Here is a 14,781-nt window from a genome sequence, read left to right on the forward strand (position 1 = left end):
ACGGACGCGGGGTGGAGCAGCCTGGTAGCTCGTCGGGCTCATAACCCGAAGGTCGTCGGTTCAAATCCGGCCCCCGCAACCAATACGTCGAAAAACAATAAACACCTTAACGGGTGTTTTTTTGTATCTGTCGTTTGTGAATTTGCCGGGCGTTACCCGGCGTCAAAACTATCCTAGACGCGCCAGCGTTGCCCCATCCGAGAAGTACGCCCGTATCCCTGCCAGAATTGACTCTGCCACTTCCTGCTGGAATTTTGCCGTCTTGAGCTTGCGCTCCTCTTCAACGTTGCTGATAAACGCGGTCTCGACCAGAATGGACGGAATATCCGGTGCTTTAAGCACCGCAAACCCAGCCTGCTCCACGCTATTTTTATGCAACTTGTTGACCCCGCCCAGCTTGCCTAACACCGCTTTACCAAATTTCAGGCTGTCGGTGATGGTCAGCGACTGCACCATATCGAACATGGTGTGGTCGACATAGCGATCGCCACTCTTGCCGACGCCCCCGATCAAGTCAGAGGCGTTCTGGGTATCTGCAAGATATCTCGCCGCGGTGCTGGTCGCCCCTTTCGTTGACAGTGCAAACACCGACGATCCGCTCGGCTGGCGGCTGGTAAAGGCATCAGCATGGATAGAAACAAACAGATCCGCGCGCTGCTTTTGCGCTTTCGCCACGCGGACTTTCAGCGGTATAAAGACATCTTCATTACGCGTCATGTAGGCACGCATATTGCCTTCTTTGTCGATCAAGGCCTTCAGACGGCGCGCAATCTGCAGCACGACGTCTTTTTCGCGCGTGTGATATTTCCCGATGGCCCCGGAGTCTTCCCCGCCGTGCCCCGGATCGAGCATGATCACAATCGGACGATCGCGCCCTGCCTTACCCGGCTTCGGGCCACTTTGCGCTGGCGGAACCTGCCTGTCGAGATCGCCTTTGTTGTAATCCTCCAGCAGGGCCAGCAGAGGATCCTGGATATCCGTCGCGTTGGCCGGATAGAGATCCATGACCAGACGCTCTTTAAAGGTCGCCACAGGTGCAAGCGCAAACAGCTGCGGTTTGACGTTCTGCTTCAGCTCAAACACCATGCGTACGGTTTGCGGATCAAACTGCCCTACGCGTGCCGATTTGATAAACGGATCGTCTCCGCGGATCTGCGCTGCCATTCCCTTCAGAACCGAATTCAGGTTTACGCCTTCGATATCCACGACAACACGCTCAGGATTACTGAGGGCAAATTGCTTATATTTCAGTACGCGATTGGATTCTACCGTCACGCGCGTATAGGTGGACGATGGCCAGACGCGCACCGCCACCACCTGGCTTGTGGCGGCAAGACCCACCTGACTGACGCTAAGCAACCACATTGCCCCCGCCCCTTTTAACAAGCGGCGACGGCTTATTGCTGAATTGGATCCCGACATGCTTCTCCCGAGCAAGAAATCTGACTGATATACAAAACGTCCAATTGGACCGAAAACTTTAACGAATGACGCATAAACTGTCATCTATAAAAGGGTAAACAATCATACGCTAACGCACGGATTACTTATAAATTTCTCTGTGTCGCAGAAAATTTAGGCTTGCACATGCGGTCAAATTCGAATAAAAATACATAAATTACGAATAAACATTCATTAAGGTTGTGTCATGGTGAAGGAACGTAGAACCGAACTGGTCCAGGGATTCCGCCATTCAGTTCCCTATATCAACGCCCATCGGGGAAAAACGTTTGTCATCATGCTCGGCGGTGAAGCCATTGAGCATGAAAACTTTTCCAGCATCGTCAATGACATTGGCCTACTGCACAGTCTGGGCATTCGTCTGGTCGTGGTGTATGGCGCCCGCCCGCAGATTGATGCCAATCTGGCTGCCCACCACCATGAGCCGATTTACCATAAAAATACCCGTGTAACAGATGCAAAAACGCTTGAGTTAGTCAAACAGGCTGCGGGTTTGCTGCAGCTCGACATTACCGCGCGTTTGTCGATGAGCCTGAACAATACGCCTTTACAGGGCGCGCATATCAACGTCGTGAGCGGCAACTTTATTATTGCTCAACCGCTCGGCGTGGACGACGGCGTAGATTACTGCCACAGCGGCCGCATTCGTCGTATTGATGAAGAAGCGATCCACCGCCAGCTGGACAGCGGCGCCATCGTGCTGATGGGGCCGGTGGCCGTTTCCGTCACCGGAGAGAGTTTTAACCTGACGTCAGAAGAGATTGCCACGCAGCTGGCCATCAAGCTAAAGGCGGAAAAAATGATTGGGTTTTGCTCCTCGCAGGGCGTCGTTAACAATGAAGGGGTAATTGTGCCGGAGCTGTTCCCTAATGAAGCGCAGGCTCGCGTGGAAGAGCTGGAAGAACAAGGCGATTACAACTCCGGGACCGTGCGTTTCTTACGCGGTGCCGTGAAAGCCTGCCGGAGCGGCGTGCGCCGGAGCCACCTGATCAGCTATCAGGAAGACGGCGCCCTGCTGCAGGAATTATTCTCCCGCGACGGTATAGGTACACAGATTGTGATGGAAAGTGCGGAGCAGATCCGTCGTGCCACCATCAACGATATCGGCGGTATCCTGGAGCTGATCAGCCCGCTGGAACAGCAAGGCATTCTGGTTCGCCGTTCCCGTGAGCAGTTGGAAATGGAGATCGACAAATTCACCATTATCCAGCGCGATAATCTGACGATTGCCTGCGCTGCGCTTTATCCGTTCCCCGAAGAGAAAATTGGTGAAATGGCCTGCGTTGCGGTCCATCCTGATTACCGCAGCTCATCGCGTGGCGAAATGCTGCTGGAGCGCGTTGCGCTTCAGGCGCGTCAGATGGGGCTGAGCAAGCTGTTTGTGCTCACCACGCGCAGCATTCACTGGTTCCAGGAACGCGGCTTCACGCCGGTGGATATCGATTCACTGCCGGAAAGCAAGAAAGAGATGTACAACTATCAGCGCCGTTCCAAAGTGCTGATGGCCGATCTGGGATAACACGACGCCCTCGCCGTACGGCGCGGGCGTTTTCTCAGGCGGTTTCGAATAGTGCGCTTAACCCGCTTCTCCGTTCGGTACGGGTGGCTATCGCCTGAACCAACACGCGTTCATCGGTATACAGGGACAAGCGCTGACGAGCGCGCGTGATGGCGGTGTAAATCAGCTCGCGGGTAATCACCGGGGAAAGCTGCGTTGGCAGGATTAACGCCGCATGGTTAAACTCGGAGCCCTGGGATTTGTGTACCGTCATTGCCCACGCCGTGTCATGTTCTGGCAGACGGCTGGGCTGCACGGACTTGACGTTACCATCCGGCATCATGAACCAAACGCGCAGCCCCTGTCCGCGGTCAAGCGCAATCCCGATATCACCGTTAAATAACCCCAACGCACTGTCGTTGCGCGAAATCATTACTGGCCGTCCCTCATACCAGCGCGAGTGAGCTAAACGGGTTATTTTGCGCTTCTGTACCAGTAACTGCTCCAGCCTGTCGTTCAGGCCACTTACGCCAAGCGGCCCTTCCCTCAGCGCGCACAGCAATTGATACTCTCCAAAAGCAGCGATAACCTGCTCCGGCGCGTTTTTCTGTTGCACATGTGTCAGGAAATGCTGATACCCCTGCAGGGCATCGTCCAGCATCGTCTGATACTCTTCCCCGGTTTGCAGCGATTTTTTCTCAATATCGCTGAAGCTGCCGTCAAACACCGTGCGCGTATTGTGCCGATCGCCTCTGTTCACCGCCGAAGCCAGTTGACCAATACCGGAATCGCTCCCGAAGCGGTAGCTTTTCTGCAGCAGGCACAGGCTGTCGCGCAGCGCACCGGCCAGCGGATTGTTATCACCTTCCAGCGTACAGCCTGTGAGCCGCGATAACTCTTCAGCCCGCCCGGTGGTATAGCCCTGGCTGGCATATGTGCAAATATCGCCCAATACCGCGCCGGCTTCAACGGAGGCAAGCTGATCGCGATCGCCCAAGAAAATGACCCGCGCGTGAGGCGGCAACGCCTCAATCAACCGCGACATCATGGTCAGGTCGATCATTGAAGCCTCATCCACCACCAGCACGTCCAGATGTAGCGGGTTGCCGGCATGGTAACGCAGACGCTGACTACCCGGCTGCGCGCCGAGCAGCCGGTGTAACGTGCTGGCTTCGTTAGGGAAAAGCGCAAGCTGAGACTCGGTGAGCGGCAGTTGTTGCAGCGCCCCACCCAACGACTCCGTCAGACGAGCCGCCGCCTTTCCGGTAGGTGCTGCCAGCCGAATACGGCACTTATGATCGCCCGAAAGCTGAATCAGCGCGGCGAGCAGCTTGGCTACCGTGGTCGTTTTTCCCGTTCCCGGGCCGCCAGAAATCACTGAAATCCGTCGCGTTAAAGCCACCGCCGCCGCAACTTTTTGCCAGTCGATTGCTTCACCTGAGGTAAACAGCGCATCCAGCGTTTGCCGGAGCTGCACTTCATCGCAGGGAAGTGGAGCGTTTGTCTCGCTAAAGAAGCGAGCCACCGTGAGTTCATTGCGCCACAGCCGGTTAAGATATAAACGCTCACCAATCAGGATCAGCGGCGTTTGACTTTCTCCGCTGCTTACTGCAGGGGAATGGAGCAAAAGACTCTGCCAAGCAACCCCTTCCCCTAAGAGAGCAAAACAGGCCTGCAGGACCGGCGGCATATTCTCCTCACTCACCAAACGCGATAGCGGCAGGCAGACGTGCCCTTCACCCGCGTCTTTGCTGAGGAGAGCCGCCGCAAGCATCACGGCGGGATTTTCATCTGCGACCATGATGGCAAACTGCACGTCAAGATGGCGCAGCGCTCGCTCCTCTACCGCGTTCAGCAATAATTCCTGCATCGTCATGCCACCTCCTCCGTGGTTGCGGCAAACAAATTATCCATTTTATCGATCAGTGCCTCATCCGGGCGCGTGCTGAAGATACCGGAATGAGGGTCAGCCGCATCCACGCCCCGCAAGAACAGGTAGATAACCCCGCCAAAATGATCGTCATAACGGTAATCCGCAATGCGATGGCGTAAATACCGATGCAGCGCCAGAGTATAGAGCTGGTACTGAAGATCGTAGCGATGCATTTGCATGGCTGATGCCATCGCCTGCTGGGTATAGGCTTCACTGTTTTCACCCAGCCAGTTTGATTTGTAATCCAACAGGTAATAGCGCCCGTCGTAACGGAAAACCAGGTCGATAAATCCTTTCAGCATTCCCTGCACCTGACGGAAATTCAGCGGCGGACAACCGGCGGATAACGGATCGTGTTCGCGGATCAGCGCGTCAAGCGCGTCGGCTTTGAGCGGGCTGGCGATAGGAAGGTAAAACTCCATCTCCACTTGCTTGTGTTTGGCCGTCAGTTGACTGAGTGAAATGCCCTGCTCCGTGAGCGGCGCGTGCAAAATGGCGCTGATCCAGTCGCTAAGAACCGGCTGCCACTCCGCGTCATACCCCCCGCTCTGCAGCATTTTTAATACCCACTCTTCAGAAACCGGCTGGGTGAAATCCAGTTCTTCAAACAGGCTATGCAAAAAGGTGCCCGGCGACGCGCCGCGCGGAAACTGATGCGGAGTCAACGTGGGTTCGGGCAGTACTTCACCCACGCCCGCAGCATCCACGTCCAGCTTTGGCATCAGATCCTGGGCAATACTTTGTCCGTGCTGCTGCAGGCCGGAGTAGCTGGTAACGCGCCAGTCGTCGGCAATGGTTCGCGCAATCTGGCGGGCATGCAGCTCGGGTTCACGCGGCTCTGACATCTGCCAGCGGCTGTTATCGGGTTGTGTCGGGACCTGCAGGGCAATATGGTCACCGCAGAGTGATTCCATACACTGACGCAAGCCTGCCGCATCTTTTGCCTCACCGAGCTGGATTAGACGCCCCAGCGCACTAAGATGAAAATCGCTCTCCCCCGTCTTTTCACCACGCCGACGAAACAGTGGGGCTATGCCCAAACTGCAGTGCCAGACAGAGCGGGTAAGTGCCACATAAAGCAGGCGTAAATCTTCCGCCAGACGTTCAGCTTCGGCCAGTTCAACGCTGCTTTCGGCTTTACTGAGATCGAGCACTGCTTCGAATGAATGACGATCGTGATAAAACGCCTGATCCTGCACGCGATAATTGGCAATAAAGGGTAGCCAGACCAAGGGATATTCGAGACCTTTCGATTTGTGGATGGTGACGATTTGCACCAGATGCTTATCACTCTCCAGGCGCATTTGCTGGCTGGACGAGTTACTGTTCGGGTCAGCAATTTGCTGCGACAGCCAGCGAACCAGCGCATGTCCACTCTCCAACTGAGTGCCCGCCTCCTGCAGCAGCTCGCTGATATGCAAAATATCTGTCAGACGGCGCTCGCCACCGGCCGTTGCGAGCATATTTTCCGCGACATGACGCTGCGCCATCAGTTCGCGCAGCATTGCCATCACGCCGCGTTTTTGCCAACGTTCACGGTAGTGAACAAATTCTTCTACAACAGTATCCCAGGCGGATTCATCGTGATTAAGTGCATCAATATCACGCGCGGTCAGCCCAAGCATAGAACTTGCTAGCGCGCTGCGTAGCGTGCTTTCACGCTCGGGAGCGAGCACGGCCTGAAGTAGCCATAGCATCTCCTGAGCTTCAAGCGTCTCGAAGACGCTATCGCGATTTGAGAGATAAACGGAGGGAATGTTCAGCAACGTCAGGGCATCGCGGATCAGCGCGGCTTCCTGCCGGCTACGGACCAGCACCGTAATATCGGACGCTTTCACAGGCGCAGATTTCTCGCCTTTCCACAGTATTGCCTCGCCGCGCGCACCCGCGCTGAGCCAGTCACGGATTTGAGCAGCGCAGTGCTGAGCCATGGCGCTTTGATAATCTGCAATGCCACAGCCTTCACCGTCCAGTAGCAAAAAGTTCATCGCTGGCTGCGCTATACCGTTGAGCTCGAACCGCAATGACGCGTTTTTCTCTGCAGACTTTACCGGCTGAAAGGGGATTTCACGGAACATGAATGCCGTTTCCATACGGTTGAAAAGCGTATTGACGCTTTCAACCATACCGGGGGATGAACGCCAGTTAGTGTCTAGCGTGTAGTGCGCTTCGACTTCGCTACGGGCTTTCATGTAGGTGAAAATATCGGCGCCGCGGAAGGCATAAATGGCCTGTTTCGGGTCGCCAATTAGCAACAGCGCGGTATCGGGCTGTTGCCGCCAGATGCGGCGGAAAATACGGTATTGCTGGGGATCTGTATCCTGAAATTCATCGATCATCGCCACCGGGAACCGGGTGCGAATAGCCGCGGCGAGCGCCTCGCCAGTTTCACTGCGCAGCGCTGCGTCAAGGCGGCTCAGCATATCGTCAAAACCCAGCTCGCCCCGGCGGCGCTTTTCACGGGATACGGCTTCACGGATCTCCGTCATCGCACGGGCGATCATCAGGTCATTGATCGTTAGCGGTTCAGCCAGCAGGCCGTCGATAGCCACAAACAGAGGATGCTCGGGAACAATACCATCCGCTTTGGTTCGCTCAACCAGAAAACGCTGCGAGAATTTCTCCAGCGCGTCCGGAAGCTGATATCCACGCGTCGCCTCCTGTGCCCAGGCGGTGATCTTGTCGATCCACTTGCTCTGATTACCTCGGTTAAATTTGCGTCTGTCGATGCCGGAATTTTCGATAATGGCCTCAATTTCACCCACCGACTCATTCCACTTCTGTTTTAAGGTCGCGATCTGCGTGACGATCTTTTCATGGCGCGATGCCAGCGTTTCATCCGCTGGCGGCGGAGACTTAATGACCGGCGCTTCGCCTTGAAGGTAGCGCTCAATAGCCCGCAGAAGCTCTTCAGGGCCTTTCCATAAGGCATGAACGGCTTCGGCGATATCTCGTGGTAACGGATAGCAGTGACGACGCCAGAAATCAGCGCAGGCCTGGTAACGAAGTTCGGATTCATCTTCGATAAGCTGTTGTTCAAACAGCATGCCGGATTCAAAGGCATTCAGGCTCAGCATACGCTGACAAAAACCGTGAATGGTGAACACGGACGCGTCGTCCATTTGTCGTTCGGCCAGGAGCAGCCATTGGGCTGCCTGCTGCTTATCGGCAATCTCGTCGAGGAGGCTCGCGTACAGGGGATTATCCGTGCTCTGGCGCAGACAGGCGATGCGCAGCTCGTGGATATTGGAACGAATACGACCGCGTAACTCGGCGGTCGCTGCTTCGGTAAAGGTCACCACCAGCAGCTCTTCCACGCTTAAAGGACGGGAAAAGGCGGCATTGCCGCCAAGCCCTAACAGTAGACGCAGATAGAGCGCGGCAATGGTGAACGTTTTTCCCGTTCCCGCTGAGGCTTCAATCAATCGTTCACCCTGTAGTGGTAAACGTAAGGGATCAAGGGACTCAGCGGTATCGGTCATTCTTTCTTACTCCAGGGCATAGATTGCTGCAGTGCACTGACGCTCTTCCAGACTTTCCAGCCTTTCGGGTTTACATATTCCGTTTTCCCGTTCTGGCTACCGGAAACCTGAGACAGAATCGCCATTCCCTGCGGTTTCACCACCGCCTGATGGAAGAAGTCGGCAACCTTCTGAGGCGTCAGCTGGTTTATCTCGGCCACTACTTTATCACGCGAATCAAACTTCAGATTACCGCGATCAAAATCTTTGCTCAGTTGAGACGCTTCTTCACCCAGCGTCTGCGGCGGCTGCATGACCTGGGCGATCACGGCCTGCTGGATCTGGGCAAATTCTTCTGGCTTCATGGCACGCAGTTTTTCTTCCGCTTGCGGGAAGAACGCCTTATAACGCTGCCACAGATAAGCAGGCTGTTTATCGCTGCTTTGAAGCAGGAAGCCAAGGCCCCACTGACGCCCAACGTTCATGGAGAAGGCAAAGACCGCGTAGCCAAGCTGTTCTTCAGTGCGCAGCTGGTTGTAGAACCACGGTTGAATAATTTGTCCCAGTACCGCGCTCTGCGCAGAGCTGGCAAATTCATCATAGCCCGTAGGCACAAACACGGCTGCTAGCGCAGAATCCGTGCTGCTGCCCGCTTTTTCAAAGATGACATTCTGCTTTTTCTCAACCAATACGTCCTGGTTCCGGCACCATTCATCGCCTTTAGACCCGAGCTGTGTACGGACATTCTGCGCCAGCGTTTTGGCCTGGTCTTCGCTCATATTCCCGACAATCAGGAACTCAGGGCGAGTGTTAGTTTTCAGCGCGTCACGGTACATAAGCACGTCTTTTAATGAGATGGATGGCAGCAGAGCGCGGCGTTCCTCACGTTGAAAGTACGGGATTTGCGACAGCATCTGCGCAGGCATAATGGCCTGATCGTAGGCTTTGCCTTTTTCCGCAGAATCCATCATCTGTGCATACCAGGATTTGGCCTGCTCAAGCTGCTCTTCCGTTGGCGCATAGCTGAAATAGCCTTCCAGCAGGGCCTGGAACAGCTGCGGCAAGCGCTGGGTGTAGCCATTCGCGTTGACCATCAAACCATTATTGGCATTGGTTGAGAAACTGATCCCACCGACAGCGGCCTGATTGCTAAGCTGATCGAGTGCGATCCCCGCCAGATAGTCATTCAGCGCAAACATCACCTGATTCTTCGCGCTATCCATCGCTTTCGGGTTACGCAGAACCACGCTGACATCGGCTTTTGGCTCACTCGCGAAATAGCGGCTTGGGGTGTAAACCACGCGCAGCGTCGGCTCATCAACGATAAGCTCAGGGTGGGGATACGCTTTGGGGGTTTTGATCAGCGAGAAGTCATCCGGGATGTAAGGGTTCAGCTCCGGTAACGTCAACGCAATATCCCCGGTTTTTTTCTGCCAGTCCGTGAAGGTTTGCTCGCTGATTTTATCGACCTGATACGGGGCATCCACAAAATAGGCCGTTTTGTTATGCGGTTCGTTCGGGCTGATATACCAGATACGGGCATTCTGCGGCGTCATCATCGCCAAACGGGCTTTAACCGCCGCGGCATCATACTGGTCGGCAATATTGACCGCATCCAGCGTATGTTCCACCGGCACGCGGATCATGGTATCCGCCAGCCATTCGACGTAGTCCATATCACGCGTAATCGACGGGTAACGGAAATCGAGATCCAGCACGTGCGCCAGTTCATCAAAGTAGCGTTTATCAACCCCTTTCTCGCGCAGTAAAGAGAGATAGCTGAAGATCGCTGCCACGACGTCGTCACGATGAGCCAGTCCTTTGTCCGTCAGGGTCGCAGAAATGGCCAACACGCCGCTATTGCCGTTAACCACCGGATCGGAATCAGCGCGAATACCTTCTACCAGTCCCTGCTTTTGCAGCCAGTCAGAAAGAGTGCCCGGACTGCGGTTACCAATAAGATAGGTCACCAGTTCGTCGGTTTTGCTGCGAAACTGCGCGGTGTTGTTATCAATACGGAACTCTACGCGCAGCACTTTGCGCGGCATGGCCGGAACGTAGTGGATAACGATCCCTTTTTGCGCGTCTGTCACCACCGGCACGTTAATCTGCGGCACATCGATATTTTTATTCGGCACGCGGCCAAATGTCTGAGCCGCCATGCCAGCCAGTTCCGGCAACGGTTTGTTGCTGTAGATGACTGCCTTCATCAGGTTAGCGGAATAATATTTATCGCGAAACGTGTGCAATGCCTCAAGCACCGGGCTGTTCGGTTTGTCACTCAGCGTCTCAAGATTGCCACCGGAAAAACGTGAGCCCGGGTGCGCAGGGTTGATGGTTTCGGCGCTAACCTGCGCCATGCGCATGCCGTCTCGCGTGCGGGCCATGGTCAATTCGGCATTCACCGCGTTGCGTTCGCGGTCGGCGTATTTTTTATCGAGAAGTGGCGCAGCAATCGCATCTGCAAGACGATCAACCGCCCCTTCCAGCGCATCATTTTCGACTTCAAGATAGAATGCCGTGCGGTACGGCGCGGTACTGGCATTATGGCTGCCGCCATGCATTTTCAGAAATTCAGACAGGCTATCTGGCTGCGGGTATTTTTTGGACCCCATCAGCGTCATATGTTCCAGATAGTGTGCAAGGCCCGGGTGCGCTTCGGGATCTTCCAGCGACCCAACCGGCACAACGAGTGCCGAGAGAGATTTCACCGCCTGCGGATCGGAAACCAGCAGTACAGTCATCCCGTTATCAAGATGAATAGCCTGATACTGGCGAGTATCTTTTTCGCTCTTACGGATAGTTTCCTGAACGGGTTGCCAACCGGAGTCTGCCTGAGTGATGGGAGCCCAAAGGGCGACAAACAAAACAAACGCTTTGAACAAGGTGCTGCCTGGCATTAACGACCTCTTTATCACGGCTACATCATTAACAAACTGCGTGCTGGACACGCCAGCATCTCTTTCTTTGGGTACATCAGTCCGTGATAAGAAGTGCATCATAAATGAACACCCCTACGCTGCGCAATTTTTATACAGCGCTCAGGACTGATTAAATTTGAACAACGGTAACAGGTAGCGTTGTGCTTCTTCCGTGATAACCTCGAAGTACTCTGGCTCAAGCGTTCGCCATAAACGCTGGTACCAGACATCTTCGCCTTCACCGCGCACCATCATGTTACCTTCATAGGTCTGAACAAATTTACTCCGCGCTTTCTGTAGTGAAGCGTCATCCATTAACATGGCATCATTCTCTGCGTCATAACAGGCTTTTATCCAGGCCCCACCACTTTCTGGCAATAACAGCAGCGGTTTGCTCATTCCCCGACGGTAACCGTCGACATACAGGGATAAGTAGCGTAATGCCTGGTCTGCCTCCATCGGCGGAAAGCGCCACTCGCCGTCTTTACGGACAAATATCCGGCTTTCACCTTTATTACCGACTGCACTGTAGACAAGATGTTCGAGCCAGAGTTGCAGCCCCTGTGAAACACTGAGCATCGCGGGCCGCCAGCGCAGAAGCCCATCAGGCTGAACCTGGGTTAGCCATCCAGTGAGCTGTATACCGCCGCAATCGAGATCGATTTCAATGCTTTTCCCGGGCTGCCGACATTCAAGTACCCTGTCGGCAAGCGTCTTCATCTCCAGGCACTGCGCATCCCAGGTGATTTCCCCAAATGCGCCGTAGGGCAGTTGCCCCGCCGCGCGGTAGCGACGGTAAAGCTTGTCGGCATCTTCCTGTTCAACCAGCGCGTTCAAAAGCTGCAGGTTGAGCTGATAACGCTCCAGGCCTTCAAGGGTAAAAGGCTCTGCATCAGGGATCTCGCTCTCTTCTGAACGGAAGTTAACCTGTAACCGTTGCTGGAAAAAGGCACGGACCGGGTGTGCCCAAAAACGCAGAAGCTGTTCGAATGTCAGAGTATCAATGGGCCGCGCCTCAAGCTCTTGAATGAAATCGGAATGCGCTTTTCCCTCATTCTTCGCCGCCGGAAGCCACTCTCGGGCATAGCTTTGATATTCATTAGCAACATAATTCGCCGGATCAAACGGCATACGACTATGGCAACAGGTGATATGGGTTTTCACCCGCTTCTCGCTCTCATCGCAGTTCAGTTCTTCGTCACCCGGCAAGTAATGACTCTGCCCAATGTAGTCCACCAGCTCCTGGACCAGAACTGACGGGAAACGCTCGCTGTTGTCCTGAATCGAACGACCGATATAGCTGATGTACAGTTTGCTCTGAGCTGAAATGAGCGCCTCAAGGAAGAGATAGCGATCATCATCGCGGCGGCTACGGTCCCCTCGTTTTGGTTGCGAACTCATCAGATCAAAGCCCAGCGGCGGTAACGCGCGCGGATAAATACCGTCATTCATGCCAAGCAGGCACACCACTTTGAACGGTATCGAACGCATGGGCATGAGGGTGCAAATATTGACAGGGCCAGCAAGGAAACGCTGGCTGATACGCTCCTGATCGAGTCGTTGCGTCAGCTCATCGCGTAGAAGGGAAAGAGGAACCGCCTCGGTATAGTGGGAATTAACGCCTTCATCGACAATTGCCTGCCACTGCTTTTCAATGAGCGCCATCGCCGCTTCCGTTTCGCTGTCCGGCAGGAAGAAATCGTTAAGCATCTCCCGGCAAACCGGCAGCCACTCGTCCAGCGGGCGTGCCTGCATCAGCCCACGTCGCCAGAGGTTAAGCTGCATCAGCAGCGAGGCTAAGTGGCCGACCAGCTCAGCGATTAATCCGCTGGATTCATCGTAGGGGAGCACCTCTTTCCATTCGCCTTGGCTGCTTTCCATTGCATAGCCCAGCAGCATTCGGGTCAGGCCGAAGTGCCAGGTGTGTTGACCGGTAGGCGGCAACTCGAACGCCTGGACATTATCGTCATCTATCCCCCAGCGCACGCCAGACTCGTTGACCCATTGGCGAAGGTAGCGCAGCCCCTCTTCATTGATGTTGAAACGCGCGGCCAACACCGGAACGTCCAGCAAAGCCAGCACATCTTCGGAGGTGAACCGGCTATCAGGCAGTGACAGCAGGCTGATAAAAGCCTGCAGTGCCGGATGCGACTGGCGCGCACGGCGGTCAGAAATAGCGTAAGGCAAGTATCGCTCGCCCGTCGCGCTGCCAAAAACAGCCTGAATAAAGGGACTGTAGCTGTCGATATCCGCCACCATGACCACGATATCGCGCGGCGTTAGCGTGGGATCGTCCTGCAACATAGTCAGCAGCCGGTCGTGGAGGATCTCCACCTCGCGCTGCGGGCTATGACAAACGTGGACGGTGATGCTGCGATCGTCAGGATCCAGTTTCCGCTTGTTGTCGCTGCGTTCGAACTCGCGTGCGGTTACGCCCATCACTGCACGGTTTTCCAGATCCAGAATGTCTAGCTGAATATTATGTAGCAGGCTGTCAGGCGTGATATCGACAAATGCATCGACATCACCTTCCCCTGACGATGTAATGTCTGAGAGCATATGAATGTAGTCGCGCCCCAGCTTGCCCCAGGAGGCAAGCAGCGGGTTTGGCAGATTCTGAATCCCTTCCTCATCGAAAAGCTGTCCGGCAGTTGCACTGTCTTTAAACAGCGGCACGGATCGTTCTTCAAAGAGGCGCTTTCTCTGGCGAGTCACCAGCCGCGAGAGCCAGCGTTCATCGAGGATATCCCCCCAGTACTGCCGGCAAGGGTTAGTAAACAAAATATGAATATCAATATGTTTACCCAGTGCATTCAACGCCCTGAGATAAACAGGGGGCAATGCGGATATCCCGCAGATAAAAACGCGTGACGGCAGTCGGGCTGGAGGCTCCGATGCATTTTCGAGTATCGAGATAAACCGATCGTACAGATTGGCACGGTGCCATTTAGGCTGCCCCAGTTTCTCAGTATGTTCCACCAGCGCTTTCCACAGCGGCGCCTGCCATATCTGCGCTTCGGGTAAACCGTCAACTAACTCGCCCGCTTCCCAACGTATTAACCAGTCAGAACGGTAAACCAGATATTGATCGTAGAGATCGGCGGTACGCGATGCCAGCTGGAACAGTTTGCGCTTATCGGTATCGTCATTGAGGTAGTGACGCAGCATAGTGAATTCGTCGAGCATCAGCATATCCGGCAGGAGCGCCATCAGCTTCCAGCTCATGCTTTGCTTGTTGAATGCGCTCTGCTCAGGAATGTCCGGCAGTACGCGGACAAACATCTCCCAGATAAAGCTGGCGGGTAGCGGGAAATCGATGTTCGCCGCAATACCAAATTTACGGGAAAGCGACATTTGCAGCCACTGCGCCATACCGGTACTCTGCACCAGCACCATTTCTGGCTCAAAAGGATCGTCAAGCCGCTCGCGCTCAACGATAAATTCCATCAGTGCCTCCAGCACATCCAGACGATTTGAGTGGTAGACCCTTAACATAAACGCTCCCGA

6 protein-coding genes and 1 tRNA gene are annotated in these 14,781 nt (G+C 54.7%); 2 read left to right on the plus strand and 5 right to left on the minus strand.

Features of this window, described 5'->3' with window-relative positions:
- Window positions 1-5: 5 nt before the first annotated feature.
- Window positions 6-82 (plus strand) — tRNA-Met (locus V5P19_RS16165).
- Window positions 83-168: 86 nt separating this feature from the next.
- On the opposite strand, the gene amiC is transcribed toward V5P19_RS16165, so the two are convergent.
- Complete coding sequence (gene amiC, locus V5P19_RS16170) at window positions 169-1,422, minus strand: N-acetylmuramoyl-L-alanine amidase AmiC (RefSeq protein WP_334405054.1); 1,254 nt, start codon at window positions 1,420-1,422, stop codon at window positions 169-171.
- A gap of 226 nt (window positions 1,423-1,648) precedes the next feature.
- Here amiC and argA point away from each other — a divergent pair, with 226 nt between their 5' ends.
- The gene (argA, locus tag V5P19_RS16175; RefSeq protein WP_334405056.1) at window positions 1,649-2,980 is read left to right on the plus strand and encodes an amino-acid N-acetyltransferase; all 1,332 of its coding nucleotides are present in this window, start codon (window positions 1,649-1,651) and stop codon (window positions 2,978-2,980) included.
- Between the two features lie 34 nt (window positions 2,981-3,014).
- Here the strand turns inward: argA and recD are convergent, their stop codons facing one another.
- The 4 genes from recD to recC all read right to left on the minus strand — a co-directional run bounded on the left by recD (window position 3,015) and on the right by recC (window position 14,769).
- Complete coding sequence (recD, locus tag V5P19_RS16180) at window positions 3,015-4,835, minus strand: exodeoxyribonuclease V subunit alpha (RefSeq protein WP_334405058.1); 1,821 nt, start codon at window positions 4,833-4,835, stop codon at window positions 3,015-3,017.
- Entirely contained in the window at window positions 4,832-8,374 is a 3,543-nt protein-coding gene (recB, locus tag V5P19_RS16185; protein ID WP_334405060.1) for an exodeoxyribonuclease V subunit beta, read from the minus strand. Before recB ends, recD begins: the two co-directional genes overlap by 4 nt.
- Window positions 8,371-11,253 (minus strand): pitrilysin, encoded by a 2,883-nt coding sequence (gene ptrA, locus V5P19_RS16190; protein WP_334405062.1) that lies wholly within the window; start codon window positions 11,251-11,253, stop codon window positions 8,371-8,373. Before ptrA ends, recB begins: the two co-directional genes overlap by 4 nt.
- Window positions 11,254-11,394: 141 nt before the next feature.
- Entirely contained in the window at window positions 11,395-14,769 is a 3,375-nt protein-coding gene (gene recC / locus V5P19_RS16195; protein WP_334405064.1) for an exodeoxyribonuclease V subunit gamma, read from the minus strand.
- Window positions 14,770-14,781: the final 12 nt, after the last annotated feature.

The organism is Enterobacter sp. UNJFSC 003 (assembly GCF_036903355.1).
Lineage (GTDB): Bacteria > Pseudomonadota > Gammaproteobacteria > Enterobacterales > Enterobacteriaceae > Enterobacter.

Excerpts from the sequence above, each read along its gene's own strand:
- argA (WP_334405056.1), top strand. The coding sequence starts at position 1,649 with ATGGTGAAGGAACGTAGAACCGAACTGGTCCAGGGATTCCGCCATTCA.
- recC (WP_334405064.1), bottom strand. The coding sequence starts at position 14,769 with ATGTTAAGGGTCTACCACTCAAATCGTCTGGATGTGCTGGAGGCACTG.
- recD (WP_334405058.1), bottom strand. The coding sequence starts at position 4,835 with ATGACGATGCAGGAATTATTGCTGAACGCGGTAGAGGAGCGAGCGCTG.
- ptrA (WP_334405062.1), bottom strand. The coding sequence starts at position 11,253 with ATGCCAGGCAGCACCTTGTTCAAAGCGTTTGTTTTGTTTGTCGCCCTT.
- amiC (WP_334405054.1), bottom strand. The coding sequence starts at position 1,422 with ATGTCGGGATCCAATTCAGCAATAAGCCGTCGCCGCTTGTTAAAAGGG.
- recB (WP_334405060.1), bottom strand. The coding sequence starts at position 8,374 with ATGACCGATACCGCTGAGTCCCTTGATCCCTTACGTTTACCACTACAG.